The organism is Endozoicomonas arenosclerae (assembly GCF_001562015.1).
GTDB classification, from domain to species: domain Bacteria; phylum Pseudomonadota; class Gammaproteobacteria; order Pseudomonadales; family Endozoicomonadaceae; genus Endozoicomonas_A; species Endozoicomonas_A arenosclerae.
Genome location: NZ_LASA01000138.1, coordinates 1 through 25,348, shown reverse-complemented (window position 1 = coordinate 25,348; position 25,348 = coordinate 1). Strand labels below are relative to the sequence as shown.

At 47.6% G+C, this 25,348-nt stretch carries 19 protein-coding genes and 1 pseudogene; 12 read left to right on the top strand and 8 right to left on the bottom strand.

Going from position 1 to position 25,348, the window contains the following annotated elements; translation table 11 throughout:
- The first annotated feature begins 67 nt into the window (after positions 1 to 67).
- Together WG89_RS21120 and WG89_RS21115 are read left to right on the top strand one after the other, a co-directional pair.
- The gene (locus tag WG89_RS21120; protein WP_062269555.1) at positions 68 to 1,453 is read left to right on the top strand and encodes a cytochrome P450; all 1,386 of its coding nucleotides are present in this window, start codon (positions 68 to 70) and stop codon (positions 1,451 to 1,453) included.
- A 180-nt stretch (positions 1,454 to 1,633) separates the two neighbouring features.
- The gene (locus WG89_RS21115) at positions 1,634 to 3,472 is read left to right on the top strand and encodes a c-type cytochrome (RefSeq protein ID WP_216638532.1); all 1,839 of its coding nucleotides are present in this window, start codon (positions 1,634 to 1,636) and stop codon (positions 3,470 to 3,472) included.
- Between the two features lie 121 nt (positions 3,473 to 3,593).
- Here the strand turns inward: WG89_RS21115 and WG89_RS21110 are convergent, their stop codons facing one another.
- Positions 3,594 to 4,064, bottom strand: a complete 471-nt coding sequence (locus WG89_RS21110; protein WP_062269534.1) for a hypothetical protein — start codon at positions 4,062 to 4,064, stop codon at positions 3,594 to 3,596.
- A 357-nt stretch (positions 4,065 to 4,421) separates the two neighbouring features.
- On the opposite strand from WG89_RS21110, the gene WG89_RS21105 reads away from it, so the two are divergent.
- The 4 genes from WG89_RS21105 (at position 4,422) to cydX (WG89_RS29595) (ending at position 9,713) form a co-directional block, all read left to right on the top strand.
- Positions 4,422 to 6,326: a hypothetical protein gene (locus tag WG89_RS21105; protein ID WP_062269533.1), complete on the top strand. Its 1,905-nt coding sequence runs from the start codon at positions 4,422 to 4,424 to the stop codon at positions 6,324 to 6,326.
- 513 nt (positions 6,327 to 6,839) lie between these two features.
- On the top strand, positions 6,840 to 8,414 hold the full coding sequence (locus WG89_RS21100; RefSeq protein WP_062269532.1) for a cytochrome ubiquinol oxidase subunit I: 1,575 nt from the start codon (positions 6,840 to 6,842) through the stop codon (positions 8,412 to 8,414).
- A 12-nt stretch (positions 8,415 to 8,426) separates the two neighbouring features.
- Positions 8,427 to 9,560 (top strand): cytochrome d ubiquinol oxidase subunit II, encoded by a 1,134-nt coding sequence (cydB, locus tag WG89_RS21095; protein ID WP_062269531.1) that lies wholly within the window; start codon positions 8,427 to 8,429, stop codon positions 9,558 to 9,560.
- Positions 9,561 to 9,572: 12 nt separating this feature from the next.
- On the top strand, positions 9,573 to 9,713 hold the full coding sequence (cydX, locus tag WG89_RS29595; RefSeq protein ID WP_079253965.1) for a cytochrome bd-I oxidase subunit CydX: 141 nt from the start codon (positions 9,573 to 9,575) through the stop codon (positions 9,711 to 9,713).
- Between the two features lie 96 nt (positions 9,714 to 9,809).
- Here the strand turns inward: cydX (WG89_RS29595) and WG89_RS21090 are convergent, their stop codons facing one another.
- Positions 9,810 to 12,341 (bottom strand): autotransporter family protein, encoded by a 2,532-nt coding sequence (locus WG89_RS21090; RefSeq protein ID WP_062269527.1) that lies wholly within the window; start codon positions 12,339 to 12,341, stop codon positions 9,810 to 9,812.
- Positions 12,342 to 12,555: 214 nt separating this feature from the next.
- On the opposite strand from WG89_RS21090, the gene WG89_RS21085 reads away from it, so the two are divergent.
- Genes WG89_RS21085 through WG89_RS21075 form a run of 3 tightly spaced genes read left to right on the top strand, consistent with a single transcriptional unit; the run spans position 12,556 to position 15,791 of the window.
- Positions 12,556 to 13,092, top strand: coding sequence for a gluconate 2-dehydrogenase subunit 3 family protein (locus WG89_RS21085; RefSeq protein WP_062269525.1), 537 nt, complete (start codon positions 12,556 to 12,558; stop codon positions 13,090 to 13,092).
- Positions 13,067 to 14,725 (top strand): GMC family oxidoreductase, encoded by a 1,659-nt coding sequence (locus WG89_RS21080; protein WP_062269523.1) that lies wholly within the window; start codon positions 13,067 to 13,069, stop codon positions 14,723 to 14,725. Before WG89_RS21085 ends, WG89_RS21080 begins: the two co-directional genes overlap by 26 nt.
- Before the next feature lie 7 nt (positions 14,726 to 14,732).
- Positions 14,733 to 15,791: a hypothetical protein gene (locus WG89_RS21075; RefSeq protein WP_062269521.1), complete on the top strand. Its 1,059-nt coding sequence runs from the start codon at positions 14,733 to 14,735 to the stop codon at positions 15,789 to 15,791.
- A gap of 33 nt (positions 15,792 to 15,824) precedes the next feature.
- Here WG89_RS21075 and WG89_RS21070 read toward each other — a convergent pair whose 3' ends face one another.
- The 3 genes from WG89_RS21070 to WG89_RS21060 are packed head-to-tail and all read right to left on the bottom strand — an operon-like array spanning position 15,825 to position 18,462.
- A complete protein-coding gene (locus WG89_RS21070) occupies positions 15,825 to 16,994 on the bottom strand; it encodes a cytochrome-c peroxidase (protein WP_062269519.1) in 1,170 nt (389 codons plus the stop codon).
- On the bottom strand, positions 16,991 to 17,389 hold the full coding sequence (locus WG89_RS21065) for a FixH family protein (protein ID WP_062269517.1): 399 nt from the start codon (positions 17,387 to 17,389) through the stop codon (positions 16,991 to 16,993). The genes WG89_RS21070 and WG89_RS21065 overlap by 4 nt, the downstream gene beginning before the upstream one ends.
- Complete coding sequence (locus tag WG89_RS21060; RefSeq protein WP_062269515.1) at positions 17,389 to 18,462, bottom strand: tetratricopeptide repeat protein; 1,074 nt, start codon at positions 18,460 to 18,462, stop codon at positions 17,389 to 17,391. The genes WG89_RS21065 and WG89_RS21060 overlap by 1 nt, the downstream gene beginning before the upstream one ends.
- A gap of 251 nt (positions 18,463 to 18,713) precedes the next feature.
- Between WG89_RS21060 and WG89_RS21055 the strand changes: the two genes are divergently transcribed.
- The gene (locus tag WG89_RS21055; protein WP_079253964.1) at positions 18,714 to 20,543 is read left to right on the top strand and encodes a J domain-containing protein; all 1,830 of its coding nucleotides are present in this window, start codon (positions 18,714 to 18,716) and stop codon (positions 20,541 to 20,543) included.
- 109 nt (positions 20,544 to 20,652) lie between these two features.
- Here WG89_RS21055 and WG89_RS21050 read toward each other — a convergent pair whose 3' ends face one another.
- From WG89_RS21050 to WG89_RS21040, 3 genes are all read right to left on the bottom strand, one after another.
- Positions 20,653 to 22,254, bottom strand: coding sequence for a BCCT family transporter (locus tag WG89_RS21050; RefSeq protein WP_062269511.1), 1,602 nt, complete (start codon positions 22,252 to 22,254; stop codon positions 20,653 to 20,655).
- Between the two features lie 9 nt (positions 22,255 to 22,263).
- Positions 22,264 to 22,797 (bottom strand): hypothetical protein, encoded by a 534-nt coding sequence (locus tag WG89_RS21045; protein WP_062269509.1) that lies wholly within the window; start codon positions 22,795 to 22,797, stop codon positions 22,264 to 22,266.
- 268 nt (positions 22,798 to 23,065) lie between these two features.
- A complete protein-coding gene (locus tag WG89_RS21040; RefSeq protein WP_062269507.1) occupies positions 23,066 to 24,049 on the bottom strand; it encodes an alcohol dehydrogenase catalytic domain-containing protein in 984 nt (327 codons plus the stop codon).
- A 310-nt stretch (positions 24,050 to 24,359) separates the two neighbouring features.
- On the opposite strand from WG89_RS21040, the gene cydX (WG89_RS29590) reads away from it, so the two are divergent.
- Complete coding sequence (gene cydX / locus WG89_RS29590; RefSeq protein ID WP_079253963.1) at positions 24,360 to 24,470, top strand: cytochrome bd-I oxidase subunit CydX; 111 nt, start codon at positions 24,360 to 24,362, stop codon at positions 24,468 to 24,470.
- Between the two features lie 735 nt (positions 24,471 to 25,205).
- A pseudogene (locus WG89_RS33200) lies at positions 25,206 to 25,348 on the top strand (IS91 family transposase); the annotation flags it as partial.

Genomic DNA, 25,348 nt, shown 5'->3' with positions numbered 1-25,348 from the left:
ACTGATTGTATAAAGTAACAGGGCTGCTTGGGTGGCCCTGTCTCAGACTGTAAGAGAGAAGGATCTTATGACAACACCACTTGCTGAAAGCAGTATTGCCAACCTGTTCACCGCCAGCAAAGACTATTTATCGGAATACGACAGCCTGCCCGATGCTGAAAAGTACCCCCAGGTGCTTAAATGGATGAAGACTGAGCCTTTGCCGTTTTTCGCCCAGCTTCGAGCCGAACGCCCGATTCTGGTCACTCCCGATTGCACACTGGTTTCTCACTTTACTGATGTTCGTGACATGCTCCAGATGCCCAAGGTTTTCACCGTGGACCTCTACAAGCCCAAAATGGGAGTAACGGACACCGATCCCGGCTATCTTATGGCACATGACGATGACGCTCTTCACTATCGTGAAAAGTCTCTGATGCAGGGCATGCTGAACCGTAATGACTTGCCTGCCATTCGAAAGCTGATTGCCCAAACCAGCGCCGACATCCTGAAAAACGCTGACAACAACATTGAGATTGTTAACCAGTATTGCCGGATGGTACCCGCTACCCTGGTTCAGGAATACTTTGGACTGGATGAAGTGGAAAAAACCGATCTGATCGATTGGTCCTTCTGGAACCAGTTCGATGTGTTCCATAATCAGCCATTTGACCTGAACTCACCGGAGAAAAGTCAGCACATCATCGACAAACACAGTGAAGTCACAGTCAAACTGCAGAGTTATATGACAAAAACCATGGTTCGTAAATTAGCCATGGTGAAGCTGGACGAAACCAAAAACCTGCTGTTAATCGGCTGGCGCATCATTAAAGGCATCACCAATAAGCTTCTCGGCAGAAAAACGCCTGTTGCCAAAGACGACATTATTTCCCGAATGCTGCGCAGCAGCTTTGCTGAACAGGTAGACTTTGATCTGGTCCGTATCGGTGTCAATGCCGGGGGATTATTGATTGGTGCTATCGAAACCACCTCTCAGGCCGTTTCCCAGGTGATTGAATTCATACTGGAAAGACCTGAGCTGCTCAACAAAGCTAAAACGCTCGCTGCCCAAGAAGACACCAAAGCCTTCGACGACCTGGTCTGGGAAGCGCTTCGATTTGTCCCCATAAGCCCCTACATGTTCCGACAGATGTCCCAGGACTATGAATTGGCCAAGGGTACTCCTCACGCTACCACCATCAAAAAAGGCACTAATGTGCTGGCTTTGACCCAGTCAGCCATGTTCGACACTTATGCCTATGACAATCCTGACGCCTTCTCCCCCGGCAGGAATTTCTATCACAACTTTACCTTCGGTTTTGCTTCTCATGACTGCCTGGGTAAATACGTCGGAATGGAAATGATTCCAGAGATGGTCAGACAAGTCATGTTAATGCCAGGCATCAGCAGTGATGGCAGTATTGATTACAAAGACGGCCCCTTCCCGGAGCATTACGATTTGCAGTGGAGCTAATGCAGCCAAGCGTTAATGCTCATACCTACTCCGTTCATCCTGAGCTTGTCGAAGGATACTGGTATTGCACTTCGACAGGCTCAGTGCGAACGGTATGGGGTTTAGCGCTTAGTTGTACCAGGAGGCTGACCGAGAATAGTTGTATCACAGGGACGTGATCGATAACGAGGATCATCAGGGATGAAGGGTAAACTGTTTGGACTGCTGATATTGACACTGGCTGGCGCAGCCTACTGGTTGTTTGATGTTTACCTTGGAGGGGATCAGTTGTATGCCCCGCCACCCCCTCCCATGGTTCGTGAAGTACCCGATAACTGGCCAGAAGCCCGGGAAAAACGACAGCAAGCCATTAAAGAACACCTCAACAAGCATCAAGTGGCCTATCAACGTTTTGCCAACTTTCCAACCAGCGAAACCGATGGCATTCCTTTTATCATTCTTAAACTGCTGCCTGTTGTTGCCCCTGAATATTGGGGTAAAGGGGATGACTTTTTGTCCGTCATGGGACTGTTCCAGGATGAAAGACTGCAAGGCTCCCCCTTACCCAGAGGCATAGGTTTCAGTGGCTTATCCCGAAAAGCAGCTCTGGGCAACATAGATTACTCTTCTTTTGCCTGCGGCGGCTGCCATATCGGTCGTGTTCGTTTACCCGACGGTTCAATGGAATATCTGGATGGCGGCATCAACACCCAGTTTAATGTCATAGGTTTCAGAAAAAGGTTAACCCAGACCCTGACCAAACTGTATCAGGGCGAAACCGACCCCGATAAAAAGCAGAGCATTATCATAGAGACCTTTCTGAAAGCACTGGAACAGAATCACACCAGTAACCCTAATTTCTTTTATAAAAACTATCAGTTTGAAGGCCGCCACTTTGATGCCGAATATGAAAAAGCACAGATAGCGCTGTTCAAGCAACAAGCCAACAAGGTCATCCCCGAGTTTGCTGCTCATGCTGAGCAGGTTTATAAAGGCTGGGATATTCTGGTAGATCGCCTCTACCCCGAAATAAAATCAGAGATCATGTCAGGCTTTCCAGGCATGGAAGATGCCATCGCCTTTAATGCCGTGAACGCCTATTTCAATCTTAAACAGACGCCTGTCATCAGCTGGTTTGCCCCTCTGGCGCTGCCTTCCGATCCTGGCATTACCGACATCATGGCTGTCTGGTACCAGGACGCTCATGATCCCAGGTGGAATGAAGACCAGTCTGACCTTATAAATGGTGGCGGCCAGTGGAATGGCCACATCCCCCTTCCCATCTATAAGAACATCGCCGCCCAGTTAACCCTGGGATTTGACAACATTGATATCCGGGTATCAGCTTTTTCTGAAGTGTTGCTGAAGAAACTGCCACCTGCTCCCTACCCGTTTGATGTCGATATTGAACTGGCCAAAGAAGGTCAATCCCTGTTCACCGAAAATTGTGCAAGCTGCCACCAGCCCAACAACGGTAAAGTGTATAAAAGTCTGGGGACTCACATGGGCCGCGCCAAAATTGCTGGCACACTGATCACCCTTGGAGCCAGAAGCAGCTTTACGTCCGACACAAACTGTTCAGTGGATACGGAAGTCGAAATGTATGGAAAAAAAGTGAAACCCTGCGCCGAATACCGAGACGTTTCACTGAAAGGTAAAAGTCGCCTGGCGATGACCTCTCCAAGACTGCATGAAGGCTACAATGCCTTACCTCTTGTCGGTATCTGGGCGCAGGCTCCCTATCTTCATAATGGCTCAATCCCTACCCTTTATCATTTGCTGATGCCCAAAACACGACCCAACCAATTTATTAAAAGCAGACTCGATTACGATCCTGCCAAGGTAGGATATTCCTGGGATCCAAATGCAAAACCATACCAGATTGAAGAGGGCTACCTGTTTCAATCCAACCGCTCACCGGCCATCAGTAATAAGGGCCATGATACCGATATTATGGAGGGCGACAGAACCTACAAACTGGACTGGACGGATAACGAGGCTGGTGCCCTGGCCATCATTGAGTATTTAAAGACGCTTTGATCAACACTTGAAAGAAAAAAGTCAGGACGCGTTACATCTAAGCTCAACTTGCTACTCAAAGATTGCACATATACTGAAAGGGGCCTTGTAAAGGCCCCTTTCATCGCTGCATAGAAGCTCTCTATTCTCTCGCCATTCTTATACCATTCCCTGTAGGGTTCATAAAAAGATCACTCCCACCAGTCCTAACACTATTAAATGCATCAACTGAATTGTGATAAATAGAAGGCATCTCCTTTACTATGACGAGTGGCGTATACACCACTGATATAGGTCCACAAAGTAGCAGACCCGTCAAGCCACCCAGAAGATAGTTAACCACTTTAATACTATCTGCTGAATACTCTGAAATAGATTTCACCGGCTCACGTGTTTCTGAACTTCTGAATCCATTACATACAGCAACACTTATTTTTTTTGCCAAACCGAAAGACATACCAATGACACTATCAACTATTCGCCCAGCGAATACACCCGGTTTCGCCCCCATTTTGAACGACTCTGAAACGCCATCTACAGCTTCATTTTTAATCATTCCAGTCGCAAACATAGATGCTGCTACGACTCCCTTCGCGCCCATTAGTACATTCATAGCTAAGACCTCCATGCCATTAGATGGGCATGACTGCTCTTTTACCCATCAGAATCATTAAATACTCAAAAATACGCTTATTTACCTTCAGACTGTATTCAAACCATCCATTAGAATCACTAACATCTATGTTATCTTGCAATCAGAGCTAGATTTTTCTCCCACACGTCTATAAGACGACTGAACACTCTATCGTTTATCTTCAAACCAGTTGCTATAAACTCATATCTAGACACAGTTAAATGTGTCAGCCTTACGAAACACTTACTCGAAAGCGTAAATCTACATATACTGAAACATTGTCATGAGACTTTAGAATAAGATTCTGATCACCCACCCAAAGCGAATTAAACGACAATGCCCGCTCTGTTCAGTCGCTGGCGACAGCAACGGAATGACGATGACCTCCAGCTTGAAGAGAGAGATTTAAGCTGGCTGGAAAAAGTGGCACGCGCTCCCCATCAGGAGCCCTGGAGTGTCACGATACTGCAATATGCCTGGACGGCCGGACCGGTTACCCTCCTCGCGGCTTTTGCCGGGTATTACATTGGCTACGGCACCATGATGCCGCTGGACAGAACCCTTTACTTTATCGGCTACTCAATCGTTGCCATCGGAATGGGTTTGTTCACCAAGTTGATGTACAACGTGACACACGGTCGTAAAGTCAGCAAAGAGAAGAATAATCTGCTCAGTGTTATAGACCGCATTCCAGAAATTATTTACATGGTTCGTGATCTGGCCCAGCGAAACATGGCTGAAGACGCCAGACGTATTCACTCTGCCGGTATACTGCTCAGAAAGCTCGACCTTGGCCCTGAATGGGTGTCCACCGCCGTTGAAGATATTACCGGCGACCCAAAGCTGGCTCGAAAAGCTGAACAGATTGAGATTTTTCGTCGTGCGGGTCTTTACCACCGAATGCGAGACATTGTGAATGAAGTTTCTGAAGAAACTGAGCGTTATCACAATGAACTCAAGGAGCTTCATCCGCGCATTGCACAAGCGCTTAAAAACAGATTGTCTGGCATTGTCGCCCGCCCCCATGAAGGACAGACCAGAGAGCCATTGTTTATTGAGCGAATTCTCACAGCCAGTGAACGCGACAATGAAGAACTGATGACCCTTCATGACGTTGAAGAAATTCTCACCCTCTGTTTTGAGCTGATTTGTGGCCGTGAAATTTCCTGGCTGAAAATTGAGTATACCGGCCGTTGGGAAATGGCCAAGGCGCTGGACAAGCTTGAAGAAGAAAGAAATGATTTCCGAATCAGCCGCGCCCGTGTTTATTCTCGACTCAAGGCACTGACCACCTGGTTACACAATGTCGATGTACAAAATGACATTATTACCGGTCACGGCCTCAGCCCTCAAAAACTGTTGTCCGCCGCCACAGAATCCCTCGATAACCTTAGCCTTCAGGTTCGACAGGCCCGCGACCTGACCCGGAAAACCGGTAAGCATGTCATGGCCCTGAACATTAAGCGCAAGCAGCTTGATAAAGCCATTCAGCTGTATAATGAGGCCCATCGCGCTTACCTGAAACAGGGTCGTGACAGTGAAAAACTGAAAAGAGCCCTGAAGTATTGGCAGAAACTGTCCACGCTATATCAGCAAAACCCTGATGAGAACGTAAAACGCAGTCTGACCATTTCTGAACAGAGCATAGAATTGGATGATGACACCCGGATGGAAGTAGCCAACCGTCTGGAAGCCTTTCTAAGGGAGTCCCGATTGCGAAGGGAAAGTTACCGACATAACTCCCCCTTAGCCCCCATGGAAAAAGATCTCACGGAAACCAGAGCCAGAGAGGTCGCCATTGAAGTTGCCACCATACTGGACCCTTATGTCCACCTGCATGACCCGCAGATTCAGCGGGCGATTGAAAGCTCCAACGCTTCCAGCCTGGCCTTTATTGAACCCGGTATGAGTGCCAAGACAAAAGCATCCCTGGGTGAGGCTCTGGCGGCAGACGTCGACAAGAATTTATCCGCCAGTGCCGAAAAACTGGCCCAGAATCTGATCAGGTATTACCGGGTTCCCCTCAGTGAGAGAACCATCAACTTTCTGGTACAAACCTATCAGGCCGATCTGCAAAGGCTGCAATTCATTGCCCAGTTTGAAAGCCCGATGAGTGCCCGATATTCACTTGAGAATATCTCTCCCATCGAAGTCCCTCCTGCCAAAAACAACTGGCAAATTGACCTTTATAATGCCAATAAAGCCATCAGCAAATACAGCTCTGCTACTATTCATGGCTGAGATCGAATGAGCGATACCTGATCCGCTTTGCCCCAGGGCATATAGGGTCAGGGTCTTCCATAGTGCCATCGAGAATACTGATAAGTAGTTATTACAGATATCAATTCTACTTATAGCTTTCAATCTTATTTTTTAACAAACTGTTTCGTTTTTACACAGCATATCCTCCTGTTTTTTTAGATGTTAACCATTTTATTCTCTGAATATGTCTTGCGAGACAAGGGATTTAAAGCGTTTTTGATAAAGATCAAATTTTGCGTCTTACCGAAGTTCAGATATGTAACAAATCGGAGTAACATATGCACAATCTGATTAACCAGCCATAGATTGATCCATATCCTAATAAAAACCGTATAAACGGTCGCTTCGTCGCGCCTGCTATAAACATGCATTTATAATGTATCTATTATACTGAACGCGCGGGTACTGCAGCACAAAGGACCTCTGTGGCAGCTCAATTTCCTGATTTCCAGTACGGATTTGATTTTCACACTGTCATAAACGAGGAGCATCATGATTCCTGAAGAAGTCATTGATCTATCGCGATTCCAATTCGCGATGACGGCACTCTACCATTTCCTCTTTGTCCCACTGACCCTGGGCATGACCTTCATGCTCGCGATCATGGAATCGGTTTATGTCATGACCGGTAAACAGGTCTACCGGGACATGACGAAATTCTGGGGTAAATTATTCGGTATTAACTTTGCTCTGGGTGTGGCGACCGGCCTCACCATGGAGTTTCAGTTCGGAACCAACTGGTCATTCTACTCCTACTACGTAGGTGATATTTTTGGTGCTCCCCTGGCCATTGAAGCCTTAATGGCCTTCTTCCTCGAGTCGACGTTTGTCGGCATGTTCTTCTTCGGCTGGGACCGGCTCAGCAAGGTCCAGCATCTGGCCTGTACCTGGCTGATGGCGATTGGTACTAACCTCTCAGCCATGTGGATCCTGATCGCTAACGCCTGGATGCAGAACCCTGTAGGTGCGGAGTTCAACTTCGAAACCATGCGCATGGAAATGACCAGTTTTGCTGATCTGGTTCTCAACCCTGTTGCCCAGGTTAAATTCATCCACACTGTTGCTGCTGGTTACACTACTGGGGCAGTTTTTGTACTGTCTATCAGTGCCTGGTACCTGCTGAAAGGACGTGACATTGGTTTCGCCCGTCGCTCCTTTGCCGTGGCGTCCGGTTTTGGTCTGGCAGCGATCCTGTCCACCATCATGCTGGGTGATGAATCCGGTTATGAACTAGGCGATGTGCAGGAAGTGAAGCTTGCAGCCATCGAAGCCGAGTGGGAAACCGAACCACCACCTGCTGCCTTTACAGTCATCGGTTTGCCTAACCAGGAAGAACAGAGAACGGACTTTGCCGTTAAGATTCCATACGCCATGGGCATCATTGCAACCCGCTCCCTGGATACCGAAGTTCTGGGCATCAAGGACCTGATTGAAAACAAGGTTGAGCGTATTACCACCGGGATAACAGCCTATGAGTTGTTGCAGAAGCTCAAGAATGGTGAAGACACCCCAGCCAATCGTGATGCCTTCGAAAAAGTGGTGGACGACCTGGGTTACGGTCTGCTGCTGACCCGCTACACAGACGACATTCCAAACGCTACACCGGAAATGATTCAGCAGGCTGCAGAAGATGCCATTCCTACTGTTTGGCCGTTGTTCTTCGCCTTCCGTATCATGGTGGGTTGTGGTGTCCTGATGTTGATCCTGATGCTGGTAGCCTTTTACAAAACGGCTCGACGGTCTGAATACAAAAGCCCTAAATTCCTTAAACTCTGCTTCTATGCTCTGCCACTGCCGTTTATTGCCAGTGAAATGGGCTGGTTTGTCGCCGAGTATGGCCGTCAGCCATGGTCCATCTCCGGTATTCTGCCTACCTATATGTCGGCTTCATCCCGGACGGAAACCGACCTGTGGCTCAGTATTTTCGGTTTTGCAGCGCTGTACACGATCTGCATCATCATTGAGATGTACCTGATGATCAAATACGCCCGCAAAGGTCCCAGCAGTCTGCACACCGGCCGCTACCACTTTGAACGCAATCGCTCCGGCGATATGGCTCAGGCATAACAGGAGACCACTATGGATTACGAAGTTCTCAAATTTATCTGGTGGGTCCTGATTGGAGTCCTGTTCATAGGCTTTGCCATTATGGATGGCTATGACCTGGGTACCGCCAACCTGCTGCCATTCATGAGTAAAACCGACGAAGAACGTCGTATCATGATCAACGCTGTTGCCCCTCATTGGGACGGTAACCAGGTATGGTTGATCTCTGCCGGTGGTGCCCTGTTTGCAGCCTGGCCGATTGTTTACGCCACTGCATTTTCAGGTTTCTACTGGGCCATGCTACTGGTGCTATTTGCCCTGATCCTCAGACCCCTGGCCTTTGATTACCGTTCCAAGGTAAATCCTGAGCACACCAAGATCTGCGACTGGGGACTGTTTATCAGCGGCATCGTGCCTTCTCTGGTATTTGGTGTAGCTTTCGGCAACCTGTTCCAGGGCTTCGGCTTTGATCTGGACGACACCATGCGCTCTACCTTTTCACAAGGGTTCTTCTCTCTGCTGAATCCTTTTGCCCTGCTCTGTGGTGTTGTCAGTATTGCCATGCTGACCATGCAGGGTTCGGTATGGCAGAGTCTGCGTGCCGGTTCCCCCATCAAGGAGCGTGCTGCCGTTGTTGCTCGTCTGGCAGCTCTGGCGACCATTGTTACTTTCGCCCTGGCTGGAGTCTGGGTCGCCAACCTGCCTGGTTTTGAAGTAGTGAGTGGCCTGGTCATTGACGGTGCAGCAAACCCGTTGAACAAAGTCGTTCACATCGCTGATGCTGGCGTCTGGCTGAACAACTACAGCAAATACCCCTTCATGATGATCGCTCCGGTGATGGGATTTGCCGGTGCTATTGGTGTTTTCCTGCTGGCCAGCAGTCGTCTGCACGGCCTGACTTTTGCCTGCAGCTCCATTACCCAGGCGGGTATTATCATGACCGCAGGTTTCTCCCTGTTCCCATTCATTCTGCCATCCAGCACCAATCCCAATGTCAGCCTGACCCTGTGGGACTCGGTATCCAGCCATCTGACACTGGGCATTATGACCGTCGTGGCCGGTATATTTGTTCCGCTGATCCTGTGCTACACCTCCTGGTGTTTCTACAGGCTATGGGGCCGTATGACAGCAGAACACCTTGCTGAAAACAGCCATTCACTTTACTAAGGAGGACAGACTATGTGGTATTTTTCCTGGATTCTTGGCGTACTGCTGGCCTGCGCCTTCGGTATCATCAACGTGATGTGGTACGAGTTCCACACTGATCACTTTGATGAAGAGACCGGTGAGGCTCTGAACAAGGAAGACAACGCTCACTAAAGAGTGAATATCTTTAACGAAAAAGACCTGTAACAATTCTGTTGCAGGTCTTTTTGTTTGGGCTTCAGTAATCAAGAATGGATTGCAGCCCGCAAGTTATTTGAGATCAATCCGAATCCCCAGAGAACCATATCCACCGATACGGTTGGATGATCCTGAAACACCCAAAGCAGCAAAACCCGACATATTCTCACTGAACTTCCAGCTACCATGCGCTGCAACTTTGGCACTGATCGATCCAACATCAGTCCCCTCCACTTCCCAGCGGGCAGCCCCAAGACTCAAATCTCTATCAAGGGTTTCATGATCCCTGACCAACTCAGTAAACAGTCCCATATCCAGACTCCAGTCAACCTTATTGGTATCAATAAAGTTAATCAGGACTCCAACTCCAAGCTGGGCTGACGTCTGACTGCCTGAATCAATGGATAGCATGGTAGCTGCCGAACCCTTTTCCTGATAAGCATCGCCTTTAAGGGCCTGAAATCTCAAGCTGGAATACCCGGTGATATCAGCATGCTCACCGTCTTTTAGAAGATGAGAAATTCGAGCCTGACCGAATAAAACAGACTCTTGAACCGATGATTTATGGGTATTGATGCCCGAAGCAAGAGAAACGCTTCGTTCAATTTCACGCTCACTGACTCCCAAACCCAGATTAAGGTTTAGCTGGAAGACCTCCAGTTTTTCTGCTTCTTTCGTTCCTTCGTAATAAGCCAGCATGGTAGCCAGAGTGTTCTCAGAAGATGACGCGTATTTGGCAGAAAGTTTGGAATCGGAGTAACTCAACGCCAGCCCATAACGTTTGTCTTCCTCTCGTTTAAAGTCATAACCCACCACTAGAGAGCGAGCACTGGAATCATAGCCTGATGATATTTTGTCCTGACGATACTCAATCTGGTTTGAGCTAACGTTTGCCCAAAGCATTTCATCGGGGTCCAATTCATAGGCACTGGTCACCAATAAATCGCTGAGCAGAATCATCTGATCTTTAACATCATTGGCACTTTGCGCATGAATTTCACCAGACAACTGAGCAATGGAAGTATTCAACACTGTTCCGGACAATCCCATGAGTCCGGAGAATGGATCAGAACCTGAAGGTCTTACGCCAGCAGCAGGACGGATTGCTTCCAGAGCAGTCATAGCATTACGGGCATTGAGGTTCCCGTTCTGAGCAGCGTAAACAGCATAACTTCCCGGAGTCACAACCAGATCGATATAATTGTTACCGTACTGAAGATCAAACCTTGTATTGTCAGAAAGCCCGGATGCAGGCTGATTCACAGTAACGAAGCTGCCATTGACCCCATTACTTTCTTCGGTAGTGACAATCCGGAAACTGTCACCCAACACAGGCGTGAAATCATTGTTCGCCGGTGCAGTAATGCCCCTCAGTAAAATCTCAAGCGTCCCGTCAGCAGTAAATGTGTTACCCGCACCTGTTACAGCAACCCGGTCATAACTACCAGCACCACCTGCAGGGTTGTAGTTTGATCCGTCAATTTCCTCTTGCAGAGTAGAACCCGAGTTCATTACTACGTTGCCCGCAGAGGTTAACGTGCCCGGAGAATCACCTGGAGCGATAATACCGTTAGAAGTGATGCCTGTAACAACCCCCGACCCCTTGAGGGTACCGTTATTATTGACCACAACGCCACCGGCCAGACTTCCTTCTGCTGCCAGAGTGCCGGCTTCCACAATAATGTCACCTGCAAAGGTATTGATTCCGGAAAGCGTCAGCTCCGAATCACCCGTTTTAGTTAACGAGCCGCTGCTACCAACATTGCCGCTATCGTCACTGATAACGCCGGCAATTTCTGTATCGCCGTTGGTCTGAATGGTTCCGCCGTTAGCATCCACTGAAAAGTTTGCTGTGATCGAATCGGTACCTGAACCAATGGTAAGGGTACCACCGGTAAACTTCGGATTGACCTGATTATTGTTCAGCTCATCAGGCGTATACTCGGTTTTGGCATTATCAATGTCAGGGACACTTCCCCCTACATTATTAGCGACCTCATCGGCATCAACAACGCTATCCTGATCCAGAATACCGGCCCCGGTTCCATCAATGGTTCCGTCCGATGTACGGATGCGATACCCACTCAGTGAAAACTCTCCAGCCAGAGCTTCTATGGACCAACTGAAATAAACATCCGATTCGTCATAGGAAGATTCCTCACCTGAATGATCAGGGAGGGTGACTCCACTACCGCCAAGGTCAGTGCCAGAGACATTAAGGCTTGATGAGCCTGTTTGACCACAAAAGTCATAATCGCAGCCACCTGAGCCCGCAGCATCGTATGCAATGGTATAGGTGTATGTATTGTCTGTCAGAGGCAGAGTGATTCTCATCACATCACCCGCACTCCACTGCCACCAGTTAGAGTTTGAGGTATCCGCATCATCAGGAGGAGTACTGTTGGCTGCAAAATTAATGTCTATATTGCCAGACCCGGAACCACCTTCATCACCGTATTGCTTGATAACGATGCCCTGGCCAGACTGGATCCAGGTGGGGGTATTTGATGATGCCTGGGTGAACAGATGGCCAGCGTGGGTAACACTGGATACTGTCAAAAGCGACAGAATACCCAGCACATACCTTAGAATCATCCTCTCCATGATGACTTCTTCCCTTGTTGTTTGTTGCTTTGTATTGTCTAAAGCTTGTTTTTAGTTCTTTTTAATGGCATAGATATCAAATAGATACCTTTGAACAGCTTCTTATTAAGTCAACATGATTAGCGGCAGAAGAAGAAACAAATTTAATTTTAATCACAGGTCTTAAATGTCTGTTTGTTCTTAATAACCGTCCATTCAATGTTGCGAGATTGGAATGTCCAATAAACAACAAGATCATTCAACGCATTCCCACAACCGAATCAGCCGAAGACTGGTTCTCAAGCTTTTGGCCCTTGCCCCACTGTGCTGGGAACAGACCTATGCTCAATTAAACAATCCAGAGCCTGTCCCCCCGGGAGTATTACCCTCTGTTCTGGATGTTTTGATTCCAGGTGATTCAACGCCCGGTGCCACTGACCTTAAAATTGAAGAATCATTATTAGACACTGCGTCTCAAATCCCTCGCTATCCGGAACTGATTCAACAAGGCACTCAGTGGTTTAATACCACCAGCCTCAGATCATTTTATAAACCTTTTCCTGAGCTTGCCCCAAATGCTCAGATTCGAATTGTTGAAGCTGCTTTTAATCAACCAGAGATGACCCTGCCCCGCGTCTTTATTGAAAGAATAAGAGAAGATGCAATGACGCTTTACTACCACAACAGTGCATCCTGGACTGGCATGGATATCAACCGGCCTATTCAACCCCTAGGGTATCCGGATCATGAAGAGCCCCCTGGCAAACTTTGAAGCCGATGTCATTATAATTGGCGCCGGTGCAGGTGGCGGCAGTGCCGCCTGGAGACTGTCCCATTATGGTTTCAAAGTACTTGTACTGGATGCAGGCCCATCTTATTCGCCTTCTGATTATCGACAATCCTCCCATACTTGGGAAAAGCCCTTCCCCTACAAAACGGCTTCAAAATCAGCCTATGAAGTCGCCGAGCTTCAACCTATTCACGAACTTAAAAATGAATTGCGATCCTGGAACAAAATGAAGGGGTTGCTGGTTAAAGGTTCCCGGCGAGCTAATTTTGGCTACCACCATGTTCGCGGTGTTGGGGGGAGTTCACTGCATTTTACCGGTGAGGCTCATCGACTCAATCCCGATTCAATGCAAATGAAAACCCAACACGGAGTCGCAGCCGACTGGCCCATGGGTTATAAGGAGCTCGAACCATACTATCAGACAGCTGAAGAACGGGTTGGTGTGGCAGGCCCCCTCAGTGACACCCGTTGTCCGCGTTCAGCCAAATACCCACAGCCTCCCCACCCATACAGTTTTGCTGCAAAGGTACTGGATAAAGCGGCTATTCGAGTGGGCCACCAGCCCCAGGCCAACTCTCTGGCTGTTCTCAGTAAACCTTATGATAATCGTCCTGCCTGTAATTACTGTGGGGGCTGTCAGCGTGGTTGCATGCTTACGGACAAAGGAAGCATAGATGTCACCTACCTGAAACACGCATTAGCCAGTGGAAATTGCCAGATACTCCCTGAGACAGAAGTCCTTAAGTTAGAAACACACCATGGGAGAATCAGCAGTATTCTGGCATCTCATAAAGGAAAGCTGCACAAACTGTCCGCACAATGGATCATTCTTGCAGCAGGTGCGGTCCAAACACCTCGACTGTTATTGAACTCAAAAAACGCCCATTACCCCCACGGTATAGGCAATCAGAATGGCCAGGTCGGCCAAAACTTCATGGAAACTCTGTTGACCACCGTATCGGCAGAACATCCTGAGAAACTTGGCAGCCATCGAGGCTTGCCCGTGAACTGGGTGAGCTGGAAGTACAATGCACCCGATTCGATTCCGGGCGTCATAGGTGGCTGTCGCTTCGGTCCCTCTATGTCAGAGAGTGATCTGGTGGGGCCAGTCGCTTATGCAACAAGGGTAATACCGGGTTGGGGCTTGAAACACAAAGCCCGGATGAGAGAGCAACTGGGCAAAGTGCTTTCCATAACTTCTATAGGTGAATGTCTTCCCCATAAAAAAAGTTATATCAGCCTTTCCGATCAGTTAGATCAACACGGTATCCCAGTACCCAGAATTCATTCCTATCTGGATCAGAATGCCATGGCGCGTCTGGCGTTCATGAATGCTGAATGCAGAAAGATTCTTGATGCAGCTGGTTGCGACTCTCCATTCGAAACATTCAGTTCAGCCGATGCATTTTCATCAACCCATGTTTTTGGCACCTGTCGAATGGGAACTGACCCCAGACAGAGTGTCTGTGATGCTTTTGGCTCAGTCCATGACATCAAGAATCTTTTTATTTGTGACGCCAGCCTTTTTCCATCAACCGGTGGCGGTGAGTCCCCGGGACTGACCATTCAGGCACTTGCCATCCGGTCTGCGGATTATATACGGACATTAAACTGACCCCATTATGATGAACTCCACAACGACTCAGCCCCGAAACCTGTTTGGATTCTGGACAGACTTCTGGCTCACCTCAGGCCTTTCCGTTTTAGTCATTGCAGGCATGTTGTTAACCGGCTATCAGATAGAAACCAGCAACGACGGCATGCCTTTGATCACAACCGCCCTCCTGTTGCAGCTTCTTCTTAACTGGCCACATTTTATGGTGTCCTATCGGCTTCTCTATAGACAGCCAGACTGTTTTAAACGCTTTCCCGGCGCAACTCTTATTGTCCCGGGTATTTTAGTATTGCTGATTGCCCTTATTGGAAGTCTTGCTAACAGTACTCCCGAACATGTCAGTCTTTCACTGCTTTTATCCTACGGCTTCTGGCTGATAGCCTCATTTTATCTGGCATGGCATTACGTCGGGCAGGCCTGGGGCTGCTTTTCTGCTTTTACCCTTTTATCCGGCCATCAATGGAACACCCATGAGAAACGCATTCTCCATTGGTGCTTCAGAAGTTTGATTTTATGGCATGTTGTCTGGGCAGCCCGGTTTTTGCCCACCGTATCCTGGGTCGACTGGTTGCAGCACGACACTGTATACCTGCTGGTCTCAGGTTTGGCTTTTTCCGGTTTCGTCGTATCAGGCTGCCTGCTGTTACCAGCCTGGAAAAAGGGACAGATCGACGTAAGAACGGTCGGGATAGGGTTCAGTCTGTTCTTCTGGTATCTGGCTATCTTTCTCAATCCGGCTGCTATTTTCTGGGTACAGATAGCACACTCACTGCAGTATCTGGTTTTTGTAACCCGGGTCGAAGCTAACCGCCCAGCACCTTCCCATCCAAAGGTATCTTCCAGTACCAGAATTAAACTGATTTATCTGGGTTGTGTCATTGCCGGTGCAGCGGTTTTCTATCAGGCAGAAATGAACGCGAACCTGCAAAGTGCAACCCCTACTCTCATAGGCTTGCTGGCTATCGCAATTAACATACACCATTACTATGTAGACAGTTCAATTTGGAAACTTAGAAATGAACCTACTCGGGCACTGCTGTTCGGTCATCTCAAAAAGTCCAGGTAGATAGATCTCTCTATATAAAGCTAAAAAGCAGCCTTACAAAGCCTTCAAAAACTCAAGCAAGCTTTCTTTTTCACTGCTGGAGAGCCCAATAGGCTTTAACTCAGACAGCGTTCGTGTATTGAGCATTCGACCATGGACACCCACTGGCGCAGTATCATAATGATCAATCATTTGTTGCAGAGATGAAAACTGGCTCGCATGCCCAAAATGCGTTTTTGTTCGGACATTGCGCAGCGTTGGGGTTTTAAACGAACCAAAGTTTTCATCAATACTCTGGTTCACGTACTTCAAGTGGCGACACTCGTCTTTACTGGCGTCGGAATAGAGACTGTAACAACCAAACTCATTACTCTTGATTTGGGGCAACACCTCATAACGTCCTGCTTCAATACCCAGCTCCGGTCGGGTGGGCATGGCCGTATTATGAAAAGAAAAGTCAGTAAATAAAGGGCCATCATGACAACTTGAACACCTTGCCTTACCCGTAAAGATCCTGAAACCTTTCCAGATCTTTTCCTGTGCCTTATCAAGTGGCGTACCCTTGATTTTAGCCCGGGCCACGTTATCCCAGAGCGAAGGTTGAACCGGCAAACTCGTCTGAAAAGCTGCCAGAGACTTACCCATCAAAGAAAACAGAAAGTTAATAGATGTCGTCGGAGGGTCATCATTACTGGATTCATTCCAATTTTTCACACGTTTTAAATATCCCTCGTATTTAGCTGATGTGGAGGAGATCTTATTCAATTCAGCAGCATAATTCCGGACGACATATTGCACCGCACTCAGACGATCAAGATTATGCTCACCGGGATTCTGGATGGGTCCCAATGCCTGAGCCCAAAGGCTATCGGCCCTCCCATCCCAGAAAAAAAATCTATTGTAGGCGACACCTGTAATTTGCATGACGGAACGGAAAGCACGAGGGCTCCCGGCGGGTATCGACTCATTGGCAATATACTGGTTGTTGGTGAAGTGACAGGTTGAGCAGGCGATTTCTTTGGATGCACTCATACCTCTGTCAAAAAATAACTTTCTGCCCAGGTCAATCGCATCTGGATCTCTTTGAAATGCATTGGAAGGGTCATCAGGAGTACTCTGCAGCCCCATTATGGAAAAATACTTTGCATCCTCTATGTCATTGGCATCTGTCATTGCGCTGAACAGCAATCCCAGGCAGACAAACAATGGACTGAGTCCGTTCATGGCCTGATATAAAGGGGCAGCGTAAATTGATCCGAACCCTGACTGTCGCTTTCAACTTTAATGACCAGCAGCCATTCACCGCGCATGGAAAAGCTGACCCCCTTGAGGGTATAAAGCCCAGCACTCTGTTCTTCAATATAAGGGGTCGTTGGAAAACCGTGCCCATGTCCAGGCATACCACCCTCGACCCTAAGCTTTAAATCAGACACGGGCGTTTTATCCGTTGGCAGCAGGCTGAAGTCTACATCCGTAATTTTGTGCAGCCCGATCTTATCAATGGGCTTTTCAAAGGCAATTTCCCAATGACCCTGATCAGACTTTATAACATCACCGTGGGCAGCCATGATATGGAAGAGACTGACCAGCCAGATAAATGCATTAAGAACAAAAGACATTATTGATACCTGTGTTTTGAACTATCAATAAAGAGATGGCCGTGGGGACGATCATGATTGGCCACAAACCATTCACGGGCTCGACTTTTCACCTTGTTTATCTGTTCCTTCGAGAGCGTTCTGGCAACCAGCGCCCTGATATGATGGGCTTCAAACACACCGGCACTGGCCGCAAGATCCAACCAGAAATACGCTTGCTCATGATCACTGGCCACGGCCATGCCTTCGAAATACATTAACCCAAGAAGGTATTGGCACCTTTCATCCCAAGCCAAAGAGGCTATTTTCGCTATTCGGAATGACTCGCCCAGTGACGCTTTATTGTTCTGATTTTTATTGTATAAAAAGAAAGCCAATGAATAGTTTGCAGACTTTACGCCCTTTGAGATGGCTTTCCGGTAAAAGTCCTCGGCTTTATTAATATCCGCCGAGCCCAATTCAGCAAAAAGATGCATTTCGGCAACGTTTGAAAGTGCTTCTGAATAGCCCCTCTCTGCCGCTTTTAAATAGTACTCTACGGCTTTTTGGGGGTTCTTTTCCAGAAACGTACCTGTTCTGTGTAATTCAGCAATCGTTGATAACGCAGGAGGAAAACCCTTTGTAGCCGCACGATGAATATCATTAACGGCGTTTCGAACTTCTAACTCTGATGCGCTTCTGCCTAAAACCAGTTTGGCTCTTAGATACAAACCTTCCAGACTTCCAAGCTTCGACGCCGTGGCAAAAACCTGTTCTGCACCTGCAAGATCTGTCTCCCCTCCCAACCCCTTCATCAGCAAGTGACCGTAAGCCAGTCGTGCAGACACATCAACTTTAGCGCCTAGTGCCAGATACTTTCTGGCCTTAATAAAGTCTAGAGTTCCAAGAGATCCGGAAAGATAGAGAGCTCCCAATTTTGCGCTGGCATCAGCATCCCCTCTTTCGCTGAGGATCTCCCATTGCTTACGAGCTTCTATTAATTGTTCAAGAGTTGGACGCTCAGTGACAGCTTCTGAGAATGAAGGAAAAGACATCAGCAGTGACAGGCATACCAAACCCAACTGTTTGGTGCATTTGAAGAAATGCTTTTTCATATCAAACTTATCACCTTATTTTAGAATCCATTCTGAGCCCTGATAGAGCCTAAGGGTAAGATTGCTTATAACAGATTATCGCTATCCGTTACTTCTGTACAGAAGTGAATAAAAACAGATTGTAAATTGAAATAAAAGTACGCGCTACTTCATGACAAGTAGAAGGAAAACAAAAGAGCATAACCAAAAAAAGCACTTACCTAAAGGTCTGCTATTTTTTCAAGACTTATCAATCACTCTCTTGATAAATCATGAAAATAAATCTTATAGAACGTTTATGTATTATCTACTGTCTTATCACCCCCCTTTCCTCCAGTGCCGGTATCGATTTTCTCAGCGCCCCCATGCACGTTTGGGAGGCGGGAGCATTGGCGCCATCAGGCATTCTGGATCCATGGATGCCCGAAGAAGAGTTCTTGGGTGTCTTTTCAAACCCTGAAGCCAAAAAGCTTCTTGAACTGCTCCAGGATCAAGGTCCTCCCGAGCCACTGGATCTAAGTAAATCTGCCAGTAAAAGCTCATCTCAGTACAAAGTTTATTACGATGGTTATGAAGCTGAGCTGGATCCGGCAATAGAATACCTTGAGGAGCAAAAAAGGAAGGCGAAAGAGAAGCTGCCAACAGACAATATTCTTTCACCTTTCGAAAAGGATGAAAGTAAGGAAACTCAACTCGATCTAAAAGATAAAGATGAATTAACAATCAATCCTGAAGTCGATCACGATGAGTTCTTAACCCCTTCAGAGCCGGTCAACACCGATGGGCTGCCTAGAACAGTATTCGCAGACAACCCTCCGAGCAGTGATGACGATAAAAAGGATGAAGATGAAGACTCAGAGGAGGAAGACAGCGATGAGACTGTTACCACTGCCCCACCTGAGCCAACTCAAACAGCCGTCGTACCGCTTACTGCGGAACAAACAGGAACCAGTGATGAAGAGCTTCTGGCACCTCCTCCCTCTGAAAGCTTTCTGGAAAAGATCTATCCCTGGATGCCCGGTTTGAGCACTATGGTTGTCAGTGGTGCAGGTACCTATGCAACCAGTATGGTGACTGGTTCCAGAGCCATTCAAGGTCTGGTGTTTGCAACCCTTTTTACCGCCAGTTATCTGTACTACATGATTGAAGAGCTAACCCATCGCCCTGAGTGGTTCATTGAAAATCGCGGAGTCATGCGGGAAGCGATTGTTTCAACAGGCCATGACCTCGTTTACCGACAATCCCTAAGCGAAGGCGCTGAGGAAATACCCTCAGGCAGAGCCATGCCGGGTGTTGACCTGACGGGTTTGTTTGCCGAGTTTTGCAAAAAATTGAAAATCCGCGAAGATCAATTTTCTACCGCATTAGGAGCGTTCTATATAGGGGCCATGACGGCCTGGTCAGGATCTGAATCACTGAGACTGAAAGATTCTGATAAACCAGACCCCGAGCTGATGAGAAAATACATCTTGCGTGCAGCTATGGAAGTAGTACGACAGCACAGGCGCCTGGAGGTAGACAGTGCTGAGGAAGAAGACCCAGACAATGTAGAACTTGAACCCGATCAGGTAACAGGAACAGAAGTAGCAATCAGCGGTAAAAAGTCTAAAAAGCAAACCATTATTCTGACCTCTGACGGTAATGCGCAGGAACTTGCAGAAAGACTCCTGCAACTGGCCTTTGGCTACTATACACTGAGCAATCAAACTGCCGTTTTAAGGGTTGAAAGTGTCGATGGTGTCCGCACCTATACGATTTTCTACCTGATGATCAAAAGGGAATTCTATTTTACAGATGGAGAGCACTTAGGCCGCTATCTGACCTCTTTTCACAAACAAGTGGTGACCAGCTCTATTCCTTTCAGTGAGATGTTCCGCAGCCTCTTTGGCAACAAGCGTCTGGTCAATGACTTTAAAGAAGCCCTGGAATTTATGGGGTTTGACGAGTCAAACATTCCCACCAGAGAAGAACTCAAAAAACGCTATCGGGAAATGGCATTAGAAATGCACCCCGACAAAGACAGAGACAATCCTGAAGCCCATAATAATTTCCAGAGACTTCAGCAAGCGAAGATAGAAATAGAAAACAATCTCACTGAATGAGTATTCCTCTCAACAGCAAAGACTGCTCTGAAAGTAACTTCTAAAAGTTACTTTCAGATGCAAAAGCTGCTGCATCAACCCTAGAAGCAGCAGCACCATTTAGACCCAATCAAGTACCCGGGCCAATACGCTCCAACAGGTTCATGTGCGGCGATGCATCCTGAGCTCGTAGACGAAGCCGGTCTTCAAAGACTCTGTTTTTCTCATTACGCAAACCGGCCACCAGTGCGTAACACATGAACAGCATGATGATTGAGAAAGGCAGACCGGCAATGATGGATGCGGCTTGAAGCGCTGCCAGACCACCCGTTAATAGCAGAATGGCGGCTACCAGCCCCTGCCCTACACCCCAGATGATGCGGTGACGCATTGGGGGTTCATCATCACCCACTGATAACAATGTAGTGATAACCAGCGTGCCACTGTCACAGGAAGTGATGAAGTAGGTGCAGATCAACAGAGTAACCAGCACTTTGGCTGCAGGCTCTATCCACCCGGTATTCATCAGACTGATGGTTTCATAGAGGGCAACCGTTACGTCATTATTGACGGCATCAATCACACCACCAGGGCCAAACAGTTCAATATGCAGCGCTGTGCCGCCGAAGGCTGTCAGCCAGAACATACCCAGCAGAGATGGCACCAGCAGCACACCAATGGCAAACTCCCTGATGGTTCGACCTTTAGAGATGCGGGCAATAAACATACCGACAAAAGGTGACCAGGAAATCCACCAGCCCCAGTAGAAGGTCGTCCAGCTGGACTGCCAGGCCGAAACACCGTCGGACTCAGAGTTGGTCCAGAAGCTCAGGCTGACAATATGCGACAGATAATCACCGATATTCTGAACAAAACTGTTGAGAATATAAATAGTAGGCCCAAGCGCTACAAAGAACAGCAGAATTATAATACTCAGCCAGAGGTTCATTTCTGACAGTATACGCACCCCTTTGCCTACGCCCGAGACAACGGAAAGTGTTGCGATACAGGAGATAACCGCTATCAGTATTAACTGGTTGGTGATGGTAACATCAATGCCCAGAAGCTGATTCAAACCGGTATTGACCTGGGAGACTCCAAGCCCTAATGAGGTGGCTACACCGAATACGGTACCAAATACAGCCAGCACATCGACGGCATGACCCCAGAATCCGTAAATACGGTCACCAAGAATCGGGTAAAGTACAGAGCGAATGGCCAGTGGCAGCTTTCGACGATAACTGAAGAATGCTAACGACAGACCCACTACAACATAGATAGCCCACGGGTGCATGCCCCAGTGGAAAAACATCAGCCGCATGGCTGTTTGTGCTGATTCAGGAGTACCGCCCTCAGTCACGAACGGATTGGACTGAAAGTGATATATGGGCTCGGCAATACTCCAGAAAATCAATCCAATACCCATGCCCGCACCAAAGAGCATGGAGAACCAGGAGAAATAACTGAACTCCGGTTTCTGATCATCGTCGCCTAATACAATGTCCCCAAAGCGACTGAAAATAAGAAAAACAGCAAAAAAGAAAAACAGTGCCACTACCAGTATGTAGTACCACTTGAAACCGGCAATAATATAATCCCGCAAGCCGGTAAAGGACTCAGCCGCCAGCTCCGGGCGGAAAGCTCCTGCCAGCAGAAACAGGGCTATGATGGTCATGGCGGTCACCGCCATGGGTGGATTAAGGCCTTGAAGCAGACCGGACTTAGCTCTCATGCCGGCTCCTTAATCCTGCGTAAAAAACTCTTCACCTACATGGTCACCTGCCCCTCGGACAGCACGATAAACCACCTCGCCCATCGCTTTCTGGCGATGATCCACGAGCGTTACAGAGGGCTGGGCATTCACTGCATGACGCTGACCAAGGAAGATCGCGATTGGCAGGCCCAGATTACTGATACCTCTGGTCACCCACATACGGTCAAAATCGTAATTGCCACCGATAAACTCCAGTTGCGACAACCCGGTATTCATACCCGCCAGAAAATAATCCATGGCTGTTTCATCGGGGAAAGCATGCACCAGGACATAGGCAAATCGAAGTTCGTTAACAAGATTCTTGAGAGAGAAGGTACCGGTTTTCTTGGCACTGACGGCAGGGTCGCCCCAGGAGGAATGAACTGTCAGTTCTTCAGGCTGGTCATCGTCAAAACGAGTGGTATACCGGACAAGAGCAGAGGAATCGGGCATTTCATAGCGAACGCGGATGATTTCAAGGCCATTAGTGATATCTTCAAGAGCTAGCTGATTAGCACTCATACTACTTCCATACACTTTTTGAGGGCGGCAATACTAACAAATTCAGCTATGCAGAGACAGGAGAAAGCCAGACTATAAAGCGGTACACCTTGCAACCTGCTGTGGCACAAGGGCTGAAGGTGTTTTTATATTTGCACCATTGTGCACACAAAAACATGAATCACTGGAATTGCATCGGCATCGATCGTTCGAAAATAAAGCCTTGTCCTGAAAACCCTCTCTGGAGAGGGTTTCAATCAGCCATCTATTGTTAAAGCAACATCAACATCTATAGCAGCGCTACCAGCTTACCCACCGTGCGCTGGTTTCTCATTTGTATAAGGGCTTCAGGAATATCCTCAATAGACAGGGTATTCAGTTCAGGCACACGAATGTGACCGTTCGCCAGGAACTGACTGAACACTTCACCGGCTCTAACCAGAGTATTACGTCCATAATCGCCATGCCCATGGCCTGATCCCAGACTGAGCTGATGAAAACTGAGCCCTTTGGCAAAGGCATCCGGGTATTGTTCCGGCCTGACCGTTCTTACCAGTTCACACATAGCGCCTTCAAACCCCAATACAGAGGCACAAAGAATGTCATTATCGCCACCCACACTATCCAGAGCAGAATGAACGCCCTTGCCGTCGGTCAGTTTCATCACCTCGGTAAAGACGTCTTGTTGCGTATAATCAATCACGTCTGTGGCCCCCAGGTCTTCCACAAATTCTCGATTTCTTGCTGAGCAGCTGACAATAATGCTGTTAACACCAAAATTATCGGCCAGCTGAACAGCAAAACTGCCGACTCCACCGGAAGCGCCCGCAATAAACAGGCTGTCAGACTTATGAATATTCAGCTTGTCTGTCAGTGCCCGGAAAGCTGTCCAGCCAGCACATGGGGTTGCTGCAGCATACTCTATAGCCACATCGGGATGCTGGATCAGGGTTCTGCTGTCGTGAAGGGCGTATTCAGCAAAGCCTCCATATTTACGGTACATATTACCGTGATAGAGAATCTGGTCTCCTACAGCCCAGTCAGTAACACTGTCGCCCACCGCAGCTATCTCACCAGAAACATCCAGACCACCCACAAAACTGTCATCCATATCAGCGACACCGGTATGCCAGAAATTCACCTTGCAATCCACAGGGTTCAGGGCAACGGCTTTTACTTTTACCAGGACATCGTAGTCCGATTGCAACTCGGGAACAGGCAGAGTACTGAGCTTGAAGGCATCAGAGGAACGAGAATAAGTTACGGCTTTCATCGTCTTGAAGTCTAAAGAGTGGAACCCCAAGGATAATGAGCATTGTGCTCACTGCCAACTCCCGATAGAATCCGCCGCTCTTTTTTATGTCACTCGCCTTACTCCAACAAGCCCTGCATACCCCTTTAGAGATACTCCGTCCTACTCACTAATAAGCAGTACTTATCCCCCTGATAAAATCATTAAAGTTTACTTAACCTTTGCGAATCACTATTGTTGCGCCGTGGTTATGAGTTAATCAGTTAACAGAGATAAGAAATTCAGGTCACACAAACGATGAAAGGTTCACTAAAAAACAGGAGTTAAAATAATGTGGTACTTAGCCTGGATGCTCGGCGTAGCATCAACCTGTTCCCTGGCCATTATCAGCGTGGTTCGTTATGAGTTTAAAAGCGAGCAAAGAAACGCTTCTGCAAACTGATCCCCCACTAAAAAAGGCAGTGGTTTTCTATGAGCCACTGCCTCCAACGTTCTGCCCCTTTCCCCGCATCACTCCTCTACCTACGATTTCCCATGTAACCGCTTCAGAATGCATTCGATTGGTGCATTTTCAGGCAATGTGAAATTATTCATAAAAATCGACCCTAGACGTCTGTCTCAACAGCAAATAACATGGCAGAATCAGGCTGGACAAAATAAGCAGTAGTGGACAAATGGATTCGTCAGTCGGTTGTGGGGTTTTTGTACCTTGCTGAGAGGGAACTGAGGGGCGGTAGCGTGTTTTGATGCTTTTCGCGCCCTTGTTTTAAGAACAATAATTGATCGATTTATCTGCTCCCTTTTTCTTCCTGACGTTTGTTTATACAGAATGATCATTATTCGGTCAGCTATTTTCAATAGACTGACTTTATAAACAGTACTATTGGCAATTTGGCTGATAGAGCAAATACCTCATGTGCGGCTGATTTCTGGTCGTCCGCTAATATAGTCGTAACCGACTGATAATTTTAGTTTTCTCAGAACACAGGAAAAGCGGGATATACCTCAAGTGAGTTAATTACCCCTGATTTAGGGGGATATACCGCATGTGAGTGTAATATTTAATATCACTCTCTTGAGTTCTAATAGCTGTTGCACGCGCCCAGCTAGCGCTGGGGGAAGTTAATAACAGGATTGTGTTCTATCTTTGAGAGTTCTTGATCATCCGATGGAACTCATGAACACAACGGTTCAGAAAATATTCAGGCAGGACTTTGAATTCTATAGCAAGAATAAAAAACTGCCACTGCATCAATATAAAGCGGCTAATGATTTCATAAACTGCAGAACGGCCGCTATGGGTGGCCATATACAAGCCTG